Consider the following 19,223-nt stretch of genomic DNA (forward strand, 5'->3'; position numbering starts at 1 on the left):
CCCTTGCGTGGATTGACGGCGTGGCTGCGTTGTTGGAAAGATATCCGCCGACCCACATAAGGTAAATTCAGATATTCTTAGCCCCTGTATAAGCAATCCCTTAAGTGCGCACCAAGCCGCACATCAACTAAAACCCGCCCCCACTGCCCATGTCCTTCCTGCGCGCCCTTACCCTTCGCCAGTTGCAGATCTTCGTCACGGTGGCCAGGCACGGCAGCTTCGTGCGCGCGGCCGAGGAGTTGCACCTGACCCAGCCGGCGGTCTCGATGCAGGTCAAGCAGCTCGAATCCGTGGTGGGCCTGGCGCTGTTCGAACGGGTCAGGGGGCAGCTCACGCTGACCGAGCCCGGCGATCGCTTCCTGCACCATGCCTCGCGGATCCTCGGCGAGGTGAGAGACGCGGAGGAAGGACTGCAGGCAGTCAAGGACGTCGAACAGGGTTCGATCACGATCGGGCTGATCAGCACAGCCAAGTACTTCGCGCCCAAGCTGCTCGCCGGCTTCACCGCGCTGCACCCGGGCGTGGACCTGCGCATCGCCGAAGGCAATCGTGAAACGCTGCTGCAGCTGCTGCAGGACAATGCGATCGACCTCGCGCTGATGGGCCGTCCGCCGCGCGAGCTGGACGCCGTGTCGGAGCCCATCGCCGCGCATCCGTACGTGCTGGTGGCCTCGACGCGGCACCCCCTGCACGGCGAGAAGGGATTCGACCTCCAGGAACTCCGTCACGAGACCTTCCTGCTGCGCGAGCCGGGCTCGGGTACCCGTACGGTGGCGGAGTTCATGTTCAGGGACCACTTGTTCGCGCCGGCCAAGGTGATCACGCTGGGCAGCAACGAGACCATCAAGCAGGCTGTGATGGCGGGAATGGGCATCAGCCTGTTGTCGCTGCACACCCTGTCGCTGGAACTGCGCACCGGCGAGATCGCGCTGCTGGACGTGACCGGCACGCCGATCGAGCGCGTCTGGCATGTGGCGCATATGGCAAGCAAACGGCTGTCTCCCGCCGGCGAGAGCTGCCGCGCCTACCTGCTCGAGCACACCGCGGAGTTCCTGGGGAAGGAATATGCCGGGCTGCTGCCCGGGCGGCGTGTGGCCTGAGGCCAAGTGAATTGGTCAGTGTTCGGAAGCAATCAGCCGCATTGAGTGCGCTTGTGCCAATGGCTTGCCGCTGAGAGTTGACGTTGTCCCCGACCGGCCGTCACGAAATTCTGGTTCCGGAATATTCGTTCGCGACGGCCGGCCAACAGGCTTGTGCAAGCATGGTTCAATCCAGCGTGATGCCTTCGCGCTGGATCACAGCTGCCCAACTGGAATCCTCCTTCTCAATGCGCCTGGCAAAGTTCGCAGGGTCAACCATGACGACCTCGCCCTGCAGGCTCAACGCGGCTCGTGCCTTGCCGTCATCAAGCACGCCACGCGTGATCGAATGGAGTCGTTGAACGATCTGCGGCGGCGTGCCGGCCGGAGCAAGCATGCCGATCCAGAACGTCACGTTGAACGGCGTGATCCCGACCTCTTCCAGCGTAGGCACTTCGGGTAACTGTGTCATTCGCTTCGATGCACTGATCGCGAGCGGCTTCAGCTTCCCTGCCTTGATTTGAGGCAGCGCGGTCCACGTGTCAAATGCCGCATCCAGCTCGCCACTGACCACTGCCAGCTGCGCCTGCGCAGACGACTTGTACGGAATATGCGTGGTCTTGATCTTCGCCCTGTTGTTCAACATGGCGAAGCTGAGATGCGCGATATTGCCTGGGCCTGCCGATCCATAGCTGACTTTGCCAGGATATTGCGAGGAAAAACGCACCAGGTCCGTTACCGACCCTACCGAGTTCTTCTGGGACCATTCAGGATTCGCTACCAGAATGAAGGGTGCCTCCAGAACCAGCGTGACCGGCGTGAAATCCTTCGGCTTGTAGTTGCTTTTCTTGTAGACCTGATGGTTGATGGTGATGCTGCTGGAGTTCGTCAGCAACAAGGTATACCCATCCGGCGCCGCCCGGGCAGCCTCTGCCACGCCGATCAGTCCATTGGCGCCCGCCTTGTTCTCCACGATCACCGGCTGGCCCAAGGACTTGCTGAGATGGTCTGAAACAATGCGTGCCACGGTGTCGGTGAATGAACCCGCCGGGAACGGAACGATCATCCTGACCGGCCTGCTTGGCCAGTTTGCATCCTGGGCCGCGGCCGGACCGGAGATTGCGCAAAGCAAGACGCTTAGTGCCACAGCAAATCTGAATTTGCCCGCGGATTGAACGCAGCGCGTCGCAAAATTGAGTTCCTTCATGTCGTCTCCTGATTGTCGTTAGTCGTATTCGAAACACAAGCTGGCCTACGGCACCTCGCTCGATTGCCTGGGCTTCGCCGTCTTGCCGGTGATCCCCCGTTGCTCCAGGTCGGCAATCTGCGCAGCGTTCAGCCCCAGCACGCGAGCCAGCACTTCCTCGTTGTGTTCGCCCAGGGTCGGCGCGACGTTGCGGATCGGCATGGGGTGGATGCCAGTGCGAAACCAGGCGGTGCTGGCCGTGTAGCGGCCGATGTGGGCGCGCTCGACTTCGCGCCAGAATCCCCGCGCGCGCAGGTGGGGATCCTGCAGGACTTGCGCCATGGTTCGCACCACGCCGGCGGGAACGCCGGCCTGTTGCAACAGGCGCATCGCATCTTCCGCGCCCCGATCCACGCACCAGGCGGAGATCGCCGCGTCGATCCTGTCCTGATGCGCACGGCGCCCCGATGCTCGCGCAAGCAGCGCATCCGCGGCGAGGTCCTCCCTTCCGATCGCACGACACAGCGCAGGCCAATGCGCGTCGGTAACAGTCAGGACGATCCACGCGTCCTCGCCCGCGCAGCGGAAGCACCCGTGGGGGGCATGCATCGGATGACGATTGCCCTGGCGAGGGGAGACCGTTCCGCGGACAGACTGCTCCAGGATGAACGGCGCCGCCATCGGCAACATGGCCTCCACTTGTGACAGGTTCACATGTCGGCCCGCGCCGGTGGCCTGCTGTTCGAATAGCGCCAACAACATCGCGGCCCCCGCATTCAAGCCGCCAATCGGATCGCCATAGGCGTACGACGTCATGGCCGGCGGCCCCTGCGGGTGTCCGGTGTGAAGCGGCAGCCCACTGGCTTGCTCCAGCGTGCCGCCGTAGGCGCGCGTGTTGCTCCACGCGTTCCCCAGCCCGAATGCCGGCATCGACAGCATCACCAGCCGCTTGTTCACGGCCCGCAGTGCCTCGTAATCCAGGCCCAGCTTCGGCAGGACTTCCGCGGAGTAGTTCTCGATCACCGCATCCGCGCCTTGCACCAGCTGCAGCAGCAACTGCTTTCCTTCGGGGCGCGTCAGGTCCAGGGTGATCCCCAGCTTGTTGCGGTTCATCAGGTTGAAGTTTGAGTTCTTCTCGTACAGCCGGTCCCGATAGAACTCCTCCGTGAAGTTGGCGCCGCGCCACCAGTCGGGATAGCCGGTACTCTCGACCTTGATGATTTCCGCGCCAAAATCGGCCAGGGTCCGGGAAGCGAGCGGTCCCGCCCAACCCATCGTCAGATCGATGACGCGGATCCCTTGCAACGGCAACTGGTCAGTGGATGCTCGCTGGCGCTGCAGACGGGGGCGGTATGCCAGGCCCGATGCCCGGTAGAGAACATCATGCGCGCCCTTCGCCGGTGCCGTTCCCCCCAGCAACGGACCGGCCGCATCGAGGCGCAGCGGTACCACAGGGCCTTCGAAGGTCACGCCGCCTGCAGCGACCTGGACAAACGCGCTACGCTGCCGATGAACGTCCTGCCCGAGCAACTCTTCCATCGTCGGAACGATGACAGTCGGGTGCTTCTTCGCGCCCAGGATCTCGAACCACTCCTGGGCCGACCGCGACAGGAACGCGCGTTCAAGCAGCGCGTCGATCTCGTCCGCACGGGCCATGCGCTCCTGGCCGTTGGCGAAGCGAGGGTCGTCAGCCAGCTCCGGTTGCCCGATCGCTTCGCACAGCGCCTTCCACTGCGGCAGCGTGTGCGTGAAGATGCCGATCCACCCTGCCGAGGTCCGGTAGATCCCGGCTGGGTGCGTGCCACAGAACCGGTTAACGCCGAGACGCCGAAGCGGATGACGCTGGTCCGGGACCATGCCGGCTTCCATTTCGACGACGCTGAGGCTGGCCTCATGCGCACTCAGCACATAGCGACGGCTGCCATCCGTTGCGCCGATCAGGCCCGCAACAGCCGCCGAAAACGCAATCAGCCCGAATACCACTGCCGTCTGCACGTCGTGCGGCATGTGTGGCGGCCCCTCGACCGGGCCACTGCCATGCACGGCACCGGCGAGGCTCCGACACACGGCTTCCGCGCCTGCATACTGGCTGTAGGGTCCGCTCTCCCCGAACCAGGTAAGTACGACCTCGATCGGCTCGTGCTCCTGCTTGCCGCCGGTACTACCGGACCAGACAGGTTTGGCGGAAATGCCCGCACCTGCTGCCAGCGCCCGCGCATCCAGCACGACATCGCAGGTCCGCGCCAGTTGTGCCAGCCATGCCCTGTCCTCCGGGCTGTCGCCATCGACCGTGACGCTGCGTTTGTTGGTGTTGAGCCATGCAAAGAGCGCGCTTTCAGGCTGCTCTGCCCCAGGAGCGCAGACCATAGGCGGCATCTGCCGCCAGGCGTCACCCGCAGGACTTTCCACCTTGATGACTTCGGCGCCGAAATCGGCGCACAACTTGCCCGCGTACGCAAGTGCCGGGCCAGTGCCGACCTCCAGCACGCGCAGGCCGCGCAGCGCCAGTCGAGCCGTGTCAGGACCATTCATCGTCATAGGAACCTCTTGTATATGGACTATCCAGGGCCAGGGTTCACCACGCATCGACAAACGAACGGCGCTCCCGGCGGCGTCGGACGTCGGCTGATGCGATACCCTGGACGATCCACGTCCGCGTCTGCGCAGGGTCAATCACGGCATCGATCTCCACCGCGGCGGCCGTGCTGATCGCGTGGCCACGCTCGTAGGCGTGGGCAACCAGCTTGTCGAACAGCGCTTTCCGCTCCGGCCCGTCGGGAACCGCTTCCAGCTCCTTCTTGAAGCCCAGCGTGACGGCACCCTCCAGACCCATCGGACCGAATTCTCCGGTCGGCCACGAAATGACGAAATTTGCCGAGCGGAAGCCGCCTCCCGCCATGGCCATGGCGCCAAGGCCATACCCCTTGCGCAGCGTGACGCCCAGCAAGGCAACGCGCAGCTTGGCGGCCGTGAGGAACATGCGCGACACATGGCGCACCTGCGCGCGAGCCTCAACCTCCGGCCCGACCATGAACCCCGGGGTGTCGATCAGCGAGATGATCGGCAGTCCGTGCGCGTCGCACAGCTGCATGAAGCGCGCCGCCTTGTCTGCAGCATCGGCATCGATGGCGCCCCCGAGATGATGCGGGTTGTTGGCCATGATCCCGACCGGCTTCCCCTCCACGCGGGCGAGAGCGGTGTGAATGCCTGCGCCGAAACCACCGCGCAGCATCAGCACGCTGCCGACGTCGGCGATCCCCTCGATAGCTTTGCGGGAGTCGTACACGCGCAGCCGGTTCTCGGGCACGACGTGGCGCAAGTCGAGGGGATCCGGTGCGGTCCAGTGCGCCACGCGACCCTGGAACATCGACAGGTAGTGCTTCGCCACCTGGACCGCCTGCGCTTCGTTCTCAACGAGGACATCGACCACGCCATTGGCAAATTGCACCGAAGCCGGACCGACGTCCTCCGGACGGAAGATCCCAAGACCCCCGCCCTCGATCATGGCTGGCCCTGCCATGCCGATATTCGCTGACTTGTCGGCAATGATCACGTCGCAGCAGCCCAGGAAGGCCGCATTGCCGGCAAAGCAGCGACCCGACACGATGCCGACGACCGGGACATGCCCATTCAGATCGGCAAATGCGGCAAACGACGGTTGATACAGGCCGGACACCGAGGGGAAATCCACGTCACCGGGTCGCCCGCCACCGCCTTCGGCAAAGAGCACCAGCGGGAGCTCGTCACGCAGCGCGACATCCACGATGCGGTCGGTCTTGATGTGGTTGCGTTTGCCTTGCGTTCCCGCCAGGACCGTGGCGTCGTAGGCCATCACCGCGCTGCGCGCCTTGTCCTTGCCGACAAGTTCTCCGTTGATGTCGCCAATGCCGGTAACCAGTCCGTCAGCCGGGGTATTGGCAATCAGGTCTTGCTGGGTACGGCGGGAGGCCTGCGCCGCAACAGCAAGTGCGCCGTACTCCACGAAGGTATCCGGATCGCACAAGTCCGCGACGTTCTCACGCGCCGTGCGCTGGCCGCGGGAACGGCGCTTCGCTACCGCATCGGAGCGCCCCTCGTCATACAGGTAGGCATGCCGGTCGAGCACGCGTTGGAGGTCCGCACGGATCGCATGAAGGTCGACGTCCCGGGCGACGTCCGCTGACTCGCCATTGGCCTCGACCTGCTCCAACACCATCAGGATCTGGCCTTCCGGCGCCAGGGCGCCTGCCTCCAGCCGCAGGTCGATGACACGGCCGCCGCATTCAGCCGTCACGGCGTGTTCCATCTTCATTGCGTCGAGAACCGCAACCGTCTTCCCCGGCTGGACGATGTCGCCCACATTCACCGAGATCTCGACTACGCGGCCGGTCAACGGCGCACGGATCGCCACGGCCCCTTCGCCCACGGCCTCCTCGGCATCCGCCAGGCGCGGCGCGCTTACAGTGGCCGCTGGCGCCGCGGCGCCGAGCAGGGATTCTTGCACACGCTCGGCCCTTGCAATGTCCTCTGCCGATGCAGTCAGGTCCGGCAAGATCGCTTCGAAGTGCCGTGTGTGGACATCCTGGCTGAGGAAATCGGCGCGCTGCGTGAGGGCCCGCAACAGGTCAAGGTTGGTCGGTACCCCAACGATCCGGAATTCCGCAAGACTGCGCTGCAGACGCCGCACGGCGCCCTCGAACCTGGGCGTCGCACTGGTGACAACCAGCTTTGCCAGCAGCGTGTCAAAGTTGGGCGACGGCTCATACCCGGTGTAGCCGTGCGTGTCGACACGAACGTCCGGACCTGAAGGCGGGTCGAAGCGTTCCAGGCGCCCCTGGGCCGGGCGTGCAAGGCCCTGCGCGTCGGTCGTTTCCGCATTCACACGCACCTGGATCGCGTATCCCTTCGGTTGCGGCGGCGAAGCGTGGTTGAGGCCAAGGTCACCCAGGGTCTGCCCTGCGGCAAGCCCGATCTGTAGTGCCACGAGATCGACGCCGGTGACTTGTTCCGTGATGGTGTGCTCGACCTGCAAGCGGGGATTGGCTTCAATGAAGACAAAATTCTTCTGCGCACCAGACTCGGTTTCCTCGACCAGGAACTCGAAGGTTCCCAGGCTCAGGTAGTTGACGCGGCGCGCCAGCTTCAGCGCGGCCTTGATGATCTGCTCGCGAAGCTCCGGTCGGAGTGCCGGGCTGGGAGCGATCTCCACAAGCTTCTGGAAGCGGCGCTGCAAGGTGCAGTCCCGCTCGCCGAGCGCGATGACTCGCGCCCCGTCGCCGGCAATCTGCACTTCAATGTGGCGCGCCCGGCTGACCAGCCGCTCGGCGTACAGGGCATCGATGCCAAACGCGGAGCTCGCCTCGGAGCGGCAGCGCGCGTAGGCTTCCGCCAGGTCTTCGCGTCGCCGGACCACGCGCATGCCGCGGCCGCCGCCACCGCCAACGGCCTTGATGACGATGCCGGCTTCGCCTTGCGCATCGAAGAAGCTGGCGATTTCATCGAGAGACGCCCCGCCCCGCGTTGCCGGCATGGTCGGGACATCGCACTCGGCCGCCAGTTGCAGCGCACTGCCCTTGTCCCCGAACAGGGCAAGGTGCTCTACGGTGGGGCCGACGAACGTGATGCCGGCGTCAATGCACGCCTGGGCAAAATCGGCACGCTCGCTCAGGAAGCCATAGCCTGGGTGGATTGCATCGCAACCGGATGTTTTTGCCGCGGCAATGATGCCCGCAATGTCGATGTACGCCGGCGGCCCGGCCCCGTCGAGAGCAAGCGCCTCGTCAGCCAGCATGCGATGCCGCGAACTGGCGTCGTCCTGCGAATAGACCGCGACCGTGCGGATATCCAGGTCGCGTGCGGCGCGTTGGACGCGCAGCGCGATCTCCCCTCGATTGGCGATCAGCAGTTTTTTCAATTCATGTCTCCTTCGGTTTTCTAAGTCAGAGCCGTGCCAGGCCGCGATTGCGGCCTGGCGGCAAGTACTGAGCAGTGGGGCGGCGTGCGGGCTGTGCAGCGCTCAAGGCCGGATGCCGAATCGGCTGATGCCGGTTTCACGCAGCGGTGCCGCCAGATTGGCGAACTCGCACAGCAGCGTGCGCGTGTCGCGCGGATCGATGATGTCTTCAATGACGAACGCCTCGGCGCTGCGAAACGGCGACGTCAGGCTGCGCACGCGCTGCTCTATCTCGGCGTGCTTCTGCACCGGATCGTCGGCGCCTTCAATCTCGGCCTTGTAGGCAACTTCCAGTCCGCCTTCGATCGGCAGCGAGCCCCAGTTGGCCGATGGCCAGGCATAGCGGAAATTGAACCGCCCCATATGCTGGTGGCCGGCTGCCGCGACGCCATAGGCGCGGCGCAGGATCACCGAACACCACGGCACCGTGCTCTGGTAGACCGCGGCCAGCGCGCGCACGCCGTAGCGCATGGTGCCTGCCCGCTCGGCTTCCAGGCCGATCTGGAACCCGGCGATATCGACAAGGTTGACCACGGGCAGGTGGAAAGCCTGGGCCATGTCGACGAAACGCGTGAATTTCTCCGCACTCTCGCTGTCCCAGCCGCCACCATGGAAGGACGGATCACTGGCGATGACAGCCACCGGCCAGCCATCCAGCCTGGCCATGCCGGTGACAATGGCGCAGCCCCAGTTCATGCCGATCTCGAAGAAGGAATCGGCATCCACCAGTGCCTGCACGATCGGGCGGATCTTGTAGGTAGCACGGCTGCCGCGCGGAATGGCCGACAGCAGCCATTCGTCGCGACGGGCCGGATCGTCGGCCGGCTCGATCCGCGGCGGCAGTTCATGGACGGACCCCGGCAGGTAGGACAGGAATCGACGTGCGCGCTCGAAGGCCTCCTGCTCGGTGGCCACCTCGTCGTCCACCACGCCGTTGCGGGTATGGATCTGGCTGCCTCCCAGTTCGTTCTTGGTCAGGTTCTGGCCAACGCGCGCAACCACAGACGGACCTTCATTGAACAGTTGCGAAGTCTCCCTGACCATCACCGAATAATGGCTGGCTGCCACACGCGCCGCCCCCATGCCCGCCACGGATCCGAGCGCCAGGGACACCACTGGCACCACGGACATGTTCTCCACCACGTGCTGCCAGACCTTCATGGTGGGGATCAGGGTGTGGCCCTTGATCTCGATATTGCGCACCGAGCCGCCACCGCCGGTGCCGTCGACCAGCCGGATCATCGGCAGGCGCAGATCGTGCGCCATCTTCTCGGCGTGGATCAGCTTGTCGCCCACTGCGCCATCATTGGCACCGCCGCGCACGGTGAAGTCGTCGCCCACCAGCACAACCGGCCGCCCGCCGACCTGGGCCCGGCCCATCACCAGGTTCGAAGGGACCAGGTCCACCAGCCGCCCGTTGCTGTCATAGCGGCCACTGCCGGTCAGCCCGCCCACCTCCCGGAACGATCCGGGGTCGGAAATCTTATCGATGCGCTCTCGCACCGTGAGCTTTCCGGCCGCCTTATGGCGCCCCACTTTGTCTTCGCCTCCCATACGGGCGGCGAGCCGCCGGCGGTAGGCCAGTTCGTCGATTTCGGGTTGCCAGGTCATGGTGTTGTCTCTTCGATGTCGACGGATACATGCTGGCTTCCATACCGCACGACTCGTGCCACCCTGACGACACTCGCAATGCCCTTGAATTTATTGAGAAATTTCCAACGCCCGCGTACCATGTCCGCATTAAAGACATGAGGCGTCCGCATTGAGGACACCCACGGAGACAAGCAGTGTCCTCAGGAACAACACCGCGAACGGCAGCCAAAATGGCTGCGCTGGGTGCCGTAGTGCGTTCGTCCGGCGGCAGGGTCGCCACGGTAGGGATCTGTGCGGACCCCGCCATTGCGGACGCGGCGGAATCCGCCTGCAAGCGCGCAACGGACCTAGCCAACGGGCGCAGGCTTTTTCCTGTCGAGGCCGGCGATCACCGCTACATCGGCCTGTGCCTGGAAGACGGCAGCCATCAGCTGATCCTCCTGCACCCTGCCGAGACGCAAACGGTGTTGTTCGACTTCATTGGCACGGTGCCCTTTGCAGGCGCAATCCTCGACCACTTCCTGACCGACCCGTACCAGGCGATCACGGTGGTCGACCAGGATGGCCTGGTGCGTTTTATCAGCCCGGTGCACGAGAAGTTCCTGGGCCTGGAAGCCGGCGCGGGCATCGGCCGCCCAGCCGCCAGCGTCATCCCGAATTCACGGCTACCACAGGTTGTCGCGAGCGGTAAGGCGGAGATCGGGCAGTTGCAGGAGATGAACGGCGTCACCCGCGTGGTCAACCGCATCCCCGTCCGACAGAACGACAATGTGGTCGGGGCCATCGGCCAGATCATGTTCAAGGGACCGGAAGCGCTTGTGCGCATGCACAAGGAGTTGTCGGAACTGCGCTCGCAGGTGGCGCGTTACCAACGCGAACTGGACGGCTTGCGAGAAAGCCAGCCCCTGCTCGCGCTCATCGGCGAAAGCGCACCGATGCAGCGGCTGCGCCGCGAGATCCAGACCGTGGCACGCCTGGACGTGCCCGTGCTGATCCTGGGCGAAAGCGGCACCGGAAAGGAACTGGTGGCCCGCGCCATCCACAGCGCGGGCCAGGAGCCGGTCAGCGACAGGCCGCTGGTCAGCCTTAACCTGGCTGCCCTGCCTGCCACGCTGATCGAATCCGAACTGTTCGGCCATGCGCCCGGCGCCTTTACCGGAAGCCGGCGCCAGGGGCAGGCCGGCAAGCTGGAACTGGCGGCCGGCGGCACCGTATTCCTGGACGAGGTCGCGGACATCCCCATGGAAATGCAGGTCAAGCTGTTGCGGGTGCTGGAGGACCACATGGTCGAACGCCTTGGCAGCCGCCGCGCGCAGCGTGTGGACTTCCGCCTGATCTCTGCCACCAATCGCGACATTCCCACCCTGGTCGACGCCGGGCGCTTCCGCCTCGACCTGTATTACCGCCTTAGCGGCGTGGTGCTGCGCATTCCGGCCTTGCGTCAGCGGCGCGAAGATATCCCGGCGCTGCTGCAGCACTTCGTCGGCGCCTTCTGCGCGCGCAATGCCGTGCCCGTGCCTAAGGTCGATCACGACGTAGCCCGACACCTGGCCGGCCAGCCCTGGCCCGGCAATGTGCGCCAGTTGCGCCAGCGCATCGAGGAGGCGCTGGTGTTCTGCGATGGCCGCACGCTGCGCGTGGCGGATTTTGCACGTGGGGAAGCGGCACGCGGGCCAGTGAGCATGGAAAGCCAACTCAGTGTGAATCCACCGGCACAAGCGTATCCGCATGAGGAGATCGACGAGGGGGACCTGCCATCCCCCTCATCCAAGCCGGGGGTATCGAGCGAGGCTGGTGCCGGCATGAGCGAGCTCGCCTATGCAGCGGTGGTCGACGCCATCGCGCGCCATGGTGGCAACAAGAAGCGGGCCGCGGAGCAATTGCGGATATCGCGGTCGCACTTGTACAAGATCCTGGAACGGGGGGCGGCTCGGTAACCAGCCTGGTCGCGCACTGCCGAGTCTATGCCCGGAGGGCAGACGTTCATTCCGCTATCCTTTGCCGAGGGGCAAGGCGTTTCATCGGGTCGGCCGTGGCAAGCTGGGTGACGTCACCTGCGCTTGAGCACCATGGTCACCGCCGGAACCACAACATAGAGAGCCCGCACGCCGCCACCAGCAGCAGGACCGAGGCTGCCGCAAGCAAGGCACCCAGCTCGGTTTCCTTGCGCTCGAGCGCGAAGCGGGCGCTGAGCTGGCGATACACCTGGGTGAGGTCGGCAGCCGAGCCTGCCTGGAAGTACTGGCCACCCGTCATCGTCGCTACCGCGCGCAAGGCGGTTTCATCGAGCTGCATGAAGTAAGACAGGCTCGACTCGCCTGCGGCCCCACCCTGCGGCGAACCGAAGCCCACCGTATAGACACGCACGCCACGCTCGGCGGCCATGCGCGCGACGTCCACCGGGTCCGGGCCGGCGGTACGGCGACCATCGCTGAGCAGGATCACCGCACCGTGCCGATACGTGCCGGGCTGCGCCGGCGGCCGCTCCTGCTCTCGCATGCGGGCGGCGTCGGCCGCGGCGGCCTCGTCCAGCGATTCGGCCCGACGCCCGGAACGGGGCGAAACGCTGCCGAACAGGATCGCCTCCAGATCGATACCATCGTCGGGAAACAACACTGCCAGCGCCTGGATCAGTCCGCTGCCGGTCGCCGTGCCGCGCTGGAGCTGAAAGCGATCGATCGCGTCGAGCATGTCCTGCCGGTTGTTGGTGGGGGGCAGCACCACGGTCGCCGTGGCGGCGAAGGAAACGATGCCCAGGCGCACGCTGGCCGGCAGGCCCACGATGAGGTCCCGGGCGGCCTGCTGGGCGGCGCTGATTCGCGTGGGAGCAACGTCGGCCGCCTCCATGCTGCGGGAGGTGTCCATGGCCAGCACCAGGGTGACCGTGTCGGCCGGCAGGGTGACGGTTGCGCTGGGGCGGGCGCATGCCAGCAGGGCCGTGGCCAGCGCGAGCAGGAAGAGCAAGGGAGGAATGTGGCGCCGCAGCCTTTGGCCGGGAGACAGGGCCGCGCGGGGCAATGCAAGGCTTGCATAGAGCACGGCGGCTTTCTTGCGCCGCGCGATCAGATACAGGTAAGCGGCTGCCAGCAGTGGGAGCGCAAGCAGCAGCCAGAGCATTTGCGGCCAGAGAAACTGCATGCCCTGCTCCTTGGCGCGTGGGTAAGAGGATGGTACTGTATTTTCCAAGGCGGGACGGGACCTCGGGGGCTGCGATGAAACGGGTGGCGATCTACGGATGGGTCTCGGCAGCCGTCGCTCTGGTTCTCGCTGCCGGCGTGGGCTCCGCCTGGCTGCTGCAGCCGAAGCAGCGCGCTCTCACGCAAGCTGACATCGACGCGGCCGTGCTGCACACGCTGGAAACCAAGAGCCTGCCGTCGCGCACGGCCAGGGCGGCCGAGGCGGTTCGCGAATCGGTGGTGGAAATTCGCAGTTTTACGCCAGCGGAAAAGAAAGCGGAGGCGGCGTCCTCTCCCCAGGCCAGGCGTGCTCCCCCTGCCAAACGTCCCGAATCCTCCCCGCCAGCCCCACCCACCCCGCGCGACGAGTTCGCCATGGGCGACCGACCCGGTGGCAAGGACGAGGCCGAGGGCCAGCCCGAAGATCGCCACATCGGTTCGGGCGTGGTCGTGACCGAAAGCGGCATCGTCCTCACCTGCTACCACGTCGTCGCCGGCGCCCGACGCCTGGAGATCAGGTTCCATGACGGTCACACGTCCGAGGCCTCTGTGCTGCAGACGAACCCGGAGAAAGACCTCGCCATCATCCAGGCCAAGTCCATCCCCGACGACCTGCCGGCGGCGACGCTCGGCTCCAGCCGGGGTCTCGCGCCCGGCACCGAAGTCGTCGCGGTCGGCTTTCCGTTCGGCATCGGCCCGTCGGTGTCTGCCGGCGTGGTGTCCGGACTCGACCGCAAGTTCGTTTCACCAGACAACAAGCAGAACCTGGACAAGCTCATCCAGTTCGACGCCGCCGCCAATCCAGGCAACTCCGGCGGACCGCTGGTGAATATGGATGGCGAGGTGATCGGGATCGTCACCGCCATCCTCAACCCCAACAAGAGCGGCACCTTCCTCGGCATTGGCTTTGCCATCACGATCGAAAGCGCCGGCGTTGCCATCGGATCTTCTCCTTTCTAAACGCGGAGGCCTATGAACGACCAGACCAGGGGCGCTGTGGACAGCGCCAACTTGATGGAACGCCTGCTGTATGAGGTAAAGCGTGTGGTGGTCGGTCAGGACCACTTTCTCGAACGGGTGCTGGTGGCCATCCTTGCCGGCGGCCACTTGCTGGTGGAAGGCGTGCCGGGCCTGGCCAAGACGCTGACGGTCAACACGCTGGCCAGGACCATGAGCGGCTCCTTCAAGCGCATCCAGTTCACGCCGGACCTTCTGCCAGCCGACCTGATCGGCACCCGCATGTATAACCAGGGCACGGGCGAATTCTCCACCGTGCGGGGGCCGGTCTTCGCCAATCTGCTGCTGGCCGACGAAATCAACCGTGCGCCGGCCAAGGTGCAGAGCGCATTGCTCGAAGTCATGCAGGAAAAGCAGGTCACCATCGCCGGCGAAACCCATTTGGTGCCCACGCCCTTCCTCGTCATGGCGACGCAGAATCCGATAGAAACCGAAGGCACCTACCCCTTGCCCGAGGCGCAGGTCGACCGCTTCATGATGAAGGTCCTGGTGGGATATCCCAGCGAGGAGGAGGAGGTCGTCATCGTCAACCGCGTCACCGGCCCCCAGATCAGCGTGAGCCCGATCGCCACGCCCGAGCACCTGGCCGGCCTGCAGGAAGTATGCCGCAAGGTTTACGTGGATCCGGGCCTGATCCAGTACGCGGTGCGCGTGGTGGCGGCCACCCGCAAACCAGGGACCTACGGCCTGGCCGACCTGGATCGCTACATTTCCTTCGGTGCCAGCCCCCGCGCCACCATCGGCCTGATCGAAGGCGCGCGCGCCCTGGCGTTCCTGCGCGGCCGGGACTATGCCCTGCCCGAAGATGTGATCGACCTCGTACCAGACGTACTGCGCCACCGCCTGGTGCTCTCTTACGAGGCCATGTCCGATGGCGTGACCGCCGACCAGCTCGTCACCCGCATCTCGCAGGCCCTGCCGGTCCCCGAGCGGCCGCTGGAATCCCATGTTCGGGCGGCTGCGGGCTAGGCGCCGGCGCGGCCCGGACGCCGCACCCGACGGCGCACCTGCCGACGGGGCGCTTGCCCGCGTCGGCCCAAACCAGACCGAGGCCTTGTTGCGCCGCCTGGAATGGACGGTGGTCCGCCGCCTCGACGGCCTGCTGCAGGGCGACTATCGCACGCTGTTTCGCGGCTTTGGGCTGGACCTTGCCGACCTGCGCGAATACCGTCCCGGCGACGACGTGCGGCACATCGACTGGAACGTGACAGCGCGGCTGCAGACGCCGCACGTGCGTGAGTATCAGGAAGACCGAGAGGTCTGCGCCTGGTTCCTGCTGGACCTGAGCGGATCGGTCGATTTCGGCTCCGGCAGCGTGCGCAAGCGCGACCTGCTGAGCGACTTCACCACCGTCATGGCGCTCCTGTTGACGCGCTATGGCAACCGGGTCGGCGCAGTGCTCTATGGCGGGGCCACAGACATGGCCGCGTCCGTGGTACCGGCGCGCGCAGGGCGTCGCCACTTGCTGCACCTGCTCGACCGCATGCACGCCACGCCAGCCGCGTCCCCGGGCGACACCCGCTTGCGCGACCTGCTGGAGTGCGCACGGGCTGTCGCCAAACGCCGATCGGTGCTGTTCGTCATCTCCGACTTCATTAGCGCCCCGGGCTGGCAAGCGTCGCTCGGCATGTTGGCCCGGCGTCATGAAGTCGTCGCCGTGCGGCTGGTCGATCCCCTGGAAATGGCCCTGCCCGACCTGGGCCTGGTCGTGATGCAGGATGCCGAAACCGGAGAGCAGATGTTCGTCGACACGCATGACCCGGCCTTCAGGAAACGCTTCGCCGCCGCCGCCGAGGCGCGCGAGGCCGAACTGCGCCAGGGCTTCACGCTGGCCGGCGTGGAGTGCCTGACGCTGTCGACCTACGCCCGCCTGGACCTGGCCCTGCTGCAATTCGCCTGCCGGCGCCGTCGTCAGCAAGGCGCCGCCAAGGGGGTCGCATGATCGATGCGATGAGTCGATTGCCCGTCTTCAGCTTCCTGTGGCCCGGCATGCTGTGGTTGCTGGCGTTCGTCCTCATGCTGGCCGCTGGTTATGTCTGGCTGGATGCGCGCCGGCGGCGCCCGACGGCGCACTATCCCGCCCTGAAAACCGTCGGCCTCGCCATCAAGGGCGGCGCGAGCTGGCGCCGCCACGTGTCACCCGCGCTGACCCTGCTGGCCCTGGCCGCGTTAATCTTCGCCATCGCCCGTCCCCAGGCCGTGATGACGCTGCCCTCTCGCATCGAAACCGTGATCCTGGTCATCGACCTGTCCGGCAGCATGCGAGCGCAGGATGTTAAACCCAGCCGCATCCGCGCCGCCCAACTAGCAGCCAAAGTCCTGCTGGACGCACAGCCCGCGGGCGTCAGCGTGGGCGTGGTCGCGATGGCCGGCACAGCCGGTGTGGCGCAGGCTCCCAGCCGGAGAAAGGATGACGTGACCAAGGCGATCGACCGCCTGCAGCCGCAAGGCGGCACCGCCCTCGGCAACGGCCTGCTCATCGCGCTCACGACCCTGCTGCCGCAGGCGGGCGACGACGCCGAGCGCCTGATGAACGACGACGCCACGCCGCCGAAGAAGCCTGAGACATCAGACGGCGGCGACACCGTTACGCCCGGCTCCTATGCTGCCGGTGCGATCGTCCTGTTCTCCGACGGCGAAAGCAACGCCGGCCCGGGCGCGATGCAGGCGGCCCAACTTGCCGCCGCGCACGGCGTGCGCATCTATACCGTGGGTGTCGGCACGACCGAAGGCGTCGTGCTCAGGGTCGACGGCTGGTCGGCCCGCGTCAGGCTGGACGAGAAGGTATTGAAGCAAGTCGCCGACGCTACCGGGGCCGAGTACTTTCGTCTCGAGGATGCCGCCAAGCTGAAGAAGGTGTACCGGGCGCTCCACGCGAGACTGGCGTTCGACAAGCGCGAACAAGTCGAAATCACCGCGCTCTTCGCCGCGCTGGGCGCGCTGCTGGCGTCCTGTGCAGGGCTGCTGTCACTGTGGTGGTTCGGGCGCGTGATGTAGCCCGATCGCCAGTCGTCGCGCGCGATCTGGCTTTCCGAAATTCCTGATGCCACGACCGGTGGAACACTGGCTGAAGGTTCTGCGCGGCGTACTCCCCATTTTCAAGCACGCGGTTAACGCCGGTGTTATCCGATGGTGCGTGTCACGTCGTCTCGCACGCGCCTGTACGCAGGCCTTGCCCGCGTCCTCAGACAGCAGCCGGCGTAGCGCTCAGGAACGGCGTGATATGTCGCATTGCGCGCGAAACGTACTCCTCCTTTTCGCCAACCGGAGCGACATAGTGAAGCGCGCTTTCAGCGGCCTCGACACCCTCCAGGCGCGCAAGGATCCACGCGGCGAGGTAATGCGACGCAAGACAACCACCGGTCGTGGCGATGTTCCCTCTGGCGAAGAACGGTTGATTCAGCACGTTGACACCGGCTTCCTGAACCCAGGGTTTCGTCATCAGATCCGTGCAGGCAGAAACGCCATCAAGCAGGCCAAGCCTGGCTAGCACCAGTGTGCCCGAGCACTGGGCGCCGAGCAGTTGCCTGGCCGGATCGAACTGGAGCTGCGACATCAGCCTGGCGTCCGCGACAACTTCCCTCGTCTGCACCCCGCTACCCACGATGACCGCGTCGGCAGCCCTTGCATCGTCAAGGGAAGCCTGTGCTTCGATGACCAACCCGTTCATCGATGTAATGCGGGCAGTCGGGCTGGCGATCGACACGCGCCAATCCGGCTTCTTCACGCGATTGAGGGTGCCCAGCGCAATGATTGAATCGAGTTCATTGAAGCCCTCGAAGGTGAGTATGGCGATATGCATGGTGTCGTCGTCCTAAGGGATTGCGATGACGCATCGTATGACCACCACACGCTACAATCAAATAATTGTCATGGATACAAGTCAGCATGGCAGTTGCCCGCTACAAGGTGCTGGTTGATGCATTTGCCGCCGATATCCGCTCGGGGCGGCTGCCGCCGGGAACACGCTTGCCGACCCACCGCCAGTTGGCGACCAAGGAAGGGCTGGCACTGGTTACCGCGACACGCGTCTACGCGGAGCTGGAAGCCATGGGCCTGGTCAGCGGAGAGGTCGGGCGCGGTACATTCGTCAGAGAAACCATCTTGCCTCGTGGCCTGGGCATTGACCAGCATGCGACAGCAGCTGGCATGCTGGACCTGAACTTCAATTACCCTTCCCTGCCTGGCCAAGCGGAGTTATTGCGTGCCGCGCTACGGCAGGTTGCCGCGTCCGGCGACCTGGAGGCTCTCCTGCGCTACCAGGCACACGGCGGGCGCCAGCACGAACGTGCTACGGTGGCGCGCCACCTTGAATCCCGCGGGCTGACCGTAGCTGCCGACCAGGTGTTGATCGTCAACGGGGCGCAACATGGTTTGGCCGCATCGGTAATGGCTCTGCTGCAACCCGGCGACGTTGTAGCGATCGATGCGCTGACTTATCCCGGATTCAAGGTTTTGGCGGCTGTGCACCGCCTGGATCTGGCATCGATTCCTGTGACAGACAATGGTCCAGACCTGGATGCACTCGATCGATTGTGCAAGAGCCGTCGGGTACGCGCGGTATACGCCATGCCCACAATCCATAATCCGCTCGGATGGGTAATGAGTGAGACCCAGCGCCATGACCTGGTTGCGATGGCACGCCGGCACGGGCTCATCATCATAGAAGATGCGGCGTATGCCTTTCTTGCAGAGGCGCCGCCGGCGCCGCTCGCAGCATTGGCACCGGAGACTACGATTTACGTCTCAGGGCTTTCCAAGAGCGTCGCCACCGGATTGCGCGTCGGCTTCGTTGCCACCCCCAGGCAATGGGTCCCCGAGATCGAGCGAGCAATCAGGGCGACCACATGGAACACACCCGGTGTGATGACAGCGATCGCTTGTGGTTGGCTGGAGGATGGAACGGTCAGTCGGCTTGAGGCAGAAAAACGACGGGATGCGGCAATCCGGCAATCGGTAGCTGCCGGCATCCTCGCCGGGCTTCGGTGCATTCGCCATCCTGCATCTTATTTCCTGTGGTTGCCGCTGGCAAACGAGGTCCGCGCCGACCAGGTGGCTATGGCTCTTATGCGCGAACGCGTCTCCGTCTCGACCGCGGAACCGTTTGCGACATCCGCAAATGTCCCGCATGCTGTCCGTCTGGCCCTCGGATCCGTGGAGCTGGAGTCGCTAAGGGAGGCGCTGGAGAAGGTGAAACGAGTAATCGGTGCGTACTCGTACTAAGCCTCGGAAAGCGGCGA

At 65.2% G+C, this 19,223-nt stretch carries 13 protein-coding genes; 7 read left to right on the top strand and 6 right to left on the bottom strand.

Annotation, left to right across the window (positions count from 1 at the left end):
- Window positions 1-149 precede the first annotated feature (149 nt).
- Entirely contained in the window at window positions 150-1,100 is a 951-nt protein-coding gene (locus tag AC10V3_RS28310; RefSeq protein WP_022538676.1) for a LysR family transcriptional regulator, read from the top strand.
- 166 nt (window positions 1,101-1,266) lie between these two features.
- Here the strand turns inward: AC10V3_RS28310 and AC10V3_RS28315 are convergent, their stop codons facing one another.
- From AC10V3_RS28315 to AC10V3_RS28330, 4 genes are all read right to left on the bottom strand, one after another.
- The gene (locus AC10V3_RS28315; protein WP_022538677.1) at window positions 1,267-2,286 is read right to left on the bottom strand and encodes a Bug family tripartite tricarboxylate transporter substrate binding protein; all 1,020 of its coding nucleotides are present in this window, start codon (window positions 2,284-2,286) and stop codon (window positions 1,267-1,269) included.
- 45 nt (window positions 2,287-2,331) lie between these two features.
- On the bottom strand, window positions 2,332-4,803 hold the full coding sequence (locus AC10V3_RS28320; protein WP_490923801.1) for a CaiB/BaiF CoA-transferase family protein: 2,472 nt from the start codon (window positions 4,801-4,803) through the stop codon (window positions 2,332-2,334).
- 37 nt (window positions 4,804-4,840) lie between these two features.
- Complete coding sequence (locus AC10V3_RS28325) at window positions 4,841-8,158, bottom strand: acetyl-CoA carboxylase family protein (protein ID WP_490923803.1); 3,318 nt, start codon at window positions 8,156-8,158, stop codon at window positions 4,841-4,843.
- A gap of 102 nt (window positions 8,159-8,260) precedes the next feature.
- Window positions 8,261-9,808 (bottom strand): acyl-CoA carboxylase subunit beta, encoded by a 1,548-nt coding sequence (locus tag AC10V3_RS28330; protein WP_454753132.1) that lies wholly within the window; start codon window positions 9,806-9,808, stop codon window positions 8,261-8,263.
- A gap of 212 nt (window positions 9,809-10,020) precedes the next feature.
- On the opposite strand from AC10V3_RS28330, the gene AC10V3_RS28335 reads away from it, so the two are divergent.
- Window positions 10,021-11,727: a sigma-54 interaction domain-containing protein gene (locus AC10V3_RS28335; protein WP_490923805.1), complete on the top strand. Its 1,707-nt coding sequence runs from the start codon at window positions 10,021-10,023 to the stop codon at window positions 11,725-11,727.
- Window positions 11,728-11,863: 136 nt separating this feature from the next.
- On the opposite strand, the gene AC10V3_RS28340 is transcribed toward AC10V3_RS28335, so the two are convergent.
- Window positions 11,864-12,928, bottom strand: a complete 1,065-nt coding sequence (locus AC10V3_RS28340; RefSeq protein WP_454753134.1) for a VWA domain-containing protein — start codon at window positions 12,926-12,928, stop codon at window positions 11,864-11,866.
- Between the two features lie 74 nt (window positions 12,929-13,002).
- On the opposite strand from AC10V3_RS28340, the gene AC10V3_RS28345 reads away from it, so the two are divergent.
- From AC10V3_RS28345 to AC10V3_RS28360, 4 genes are read left to right on the top strand one after another with little or no spacing between them, the layout of a single operon-like run.
- Complete coding sequence (locus AC10V3_RS28345; RefSeq protein WP_490923807.1) at window positions 13,003-13,926, top strand: S1C family serine protease; 924 nt, start codon at window positions 13,003-13,005, stop codon at window positions 13,924-13,926.
- Window positions 13,927-13,938: 12 nt separating this feature from the next.
- Window positions 13,939-14,952: an AAA family ATPase gene (locus AC10V3_RS28350; protein WP_454753135.1), complete on the top strand. Its 1,014-nt coding sequence runs from the start codon at window positions 13,939-13,941 to the stop codon at window positions 14,950-14,952.
- A complete protein-coding gene (locus AC10V3_RS28355; protein ID WP_454753136.1) occupies window positions 14,930-15,925 on the top strand; it encodes a DUF58 domain-containing protein in 996 nt (331 codons plus the stop codon). Before AC10V3_RS28350 ends, AC10V3_RS28355 begins: the two co-directional genes overlap by 23 nt.
- Window positions 15,922-16,980: a VWA domain-containing protein gene (locus AC10V3_RS28360; RefSeq protein ID WP_454753137.1), complete on the top strand. Its 1,059-nt coding sequence runs from the start codon at window positions 15,922-15,924 to the stop codon at window positions 16,978-16,980. Before AC10V3_RS28355 ends, AC10V3_RS28360 begins: the two co-directional genes overlap by 4 nt.
- Before the next feature lie 187 nt (window positions 16,981-17,167).
- Here AC10V3_RS28360 and AC10V3_RS28365 read toward each other — a convergent pair whose 3' ends face one another.
- The gene (locus AC10V3_RS28365) at window positions 17,168-17,785 is read right to left on the bottom strand and encodes a DJ-1/PfpI family protein (RefSeq protein ID WP_454753138.1); all 618 of its coding nucleotides are present in this window, start codon (window positions 17,783-17,785) and stop codon (window positions 17,168-17,170) included.
- Between the two features lie 86 nt (window positions 17,786-17,871).
- Here AC10V3_RS28365 and AC10V3_RS28370 point away from each other — a divergent pair, with 86 nt between their 5' ends.
- Window positions 17,872-19,206, top strand: coding sequence for an aminotransferase-like domain-containing protein (locus AC10V3_RS28370; protein WP_490923809.1), 1,335 nt, complete (start codon window positions 17,872-17,874; stop codon window positions 19,204-19,206).
- Window positions 19,207-19,223: the final 17 nt, after the last annotated feature.

The sequence above is a fragment of the Cupriavidus sp. PB-02 genome (assembly GCF_058252315.1).

Bases quoted from the DNA above. Each gene is read 5' to 3' on its own strand.
- AC10V3_RS28310 (WP_022538676.1), top strand. From the start codon at position 150: ATGTCCTTCCTGCGCGCCCTTACCCTTCGCCAGTTGCAGATCTTCGTC.
- AC10V3_RS28315 (WP_022538677.1), bottom strand. From the start codon at position 2,286: ATGAAGGAACTCAATTTTGCGACGCGCTGCGTTCAATCCGCGGGCAAA.
- AC10V3_RS28320 (WP_490923801.1), bottom strand. From the start codon at position 4,803: ATGACGATGAATGGTCCTGACACGGCTCGACTGGCGCTGCGCGGCCTG.
- AC10V3_RS28330 (WP_454753132.1), bottom strand. From the start codon at position 9,808: ATGACCTGGCAACCCGAAATCGACGAACTGGCCTACCGCCGGCGGCTC.
- AC10V3_RS28335 (WP_490923805.1), top strand. From the start codon at position 10,021: ATGGCTGCGCTGGGTGCCGTAGTGCGTTCGTCCGGCGGCAGGGTCGCC.
- AC10V3_RS28340 (WP_454753134.1), bottom strand. From the start codon at position 12,928: ATGCAGTTTCTCTGGCCGCAAATGCTCTGGCTGCTGCTTGCGCTCCCA.
- AC10V3_RS28345 (WP_490923807.1), top strand. From the start codon at position 13,003: ATGAAACGGGTGGCGATCTACGGATGGGTCTCGGCAGCCGTCGCTCTG.
- AC10V3_RS28350 (WP_454753135.1), top strand. From the start codon at position 13,939: ATGAACGACCAGACCAGGGGCGCTGTGGACAGCGCCAACTTGATGGAA.
- AC10V3_RS28355 (WP_454753136.1), top strand. From the start codon at position 14,930: ATGTTCGGGCGGCTGCGGGCTAGGCGCCGGCGCGGCCCGGACGCCGCA.
- AC10V3_RS28360 (WP_454753137.1), top strand. From the start codon at position 15,922: ATGATCGATGCGATGAGTCGATTGCCCGTCTTCAGCTTCCTGTGGCCC.
- AC10V3_RS28365 (WP_454753138.1), bottom strand. From the start codon at position 17,785: ATGCATATCGCCATACTCACCTTCGAGGGCTTCAATGAACTCGATTCA.
- AC10V3_RS28370 (WP_490923809.1), top strand. From the start codon at position 17,872: ATGGCAGTTGCCCGCTACAAGGTGCTGGTTGATGCATTTGCCGCCGAT.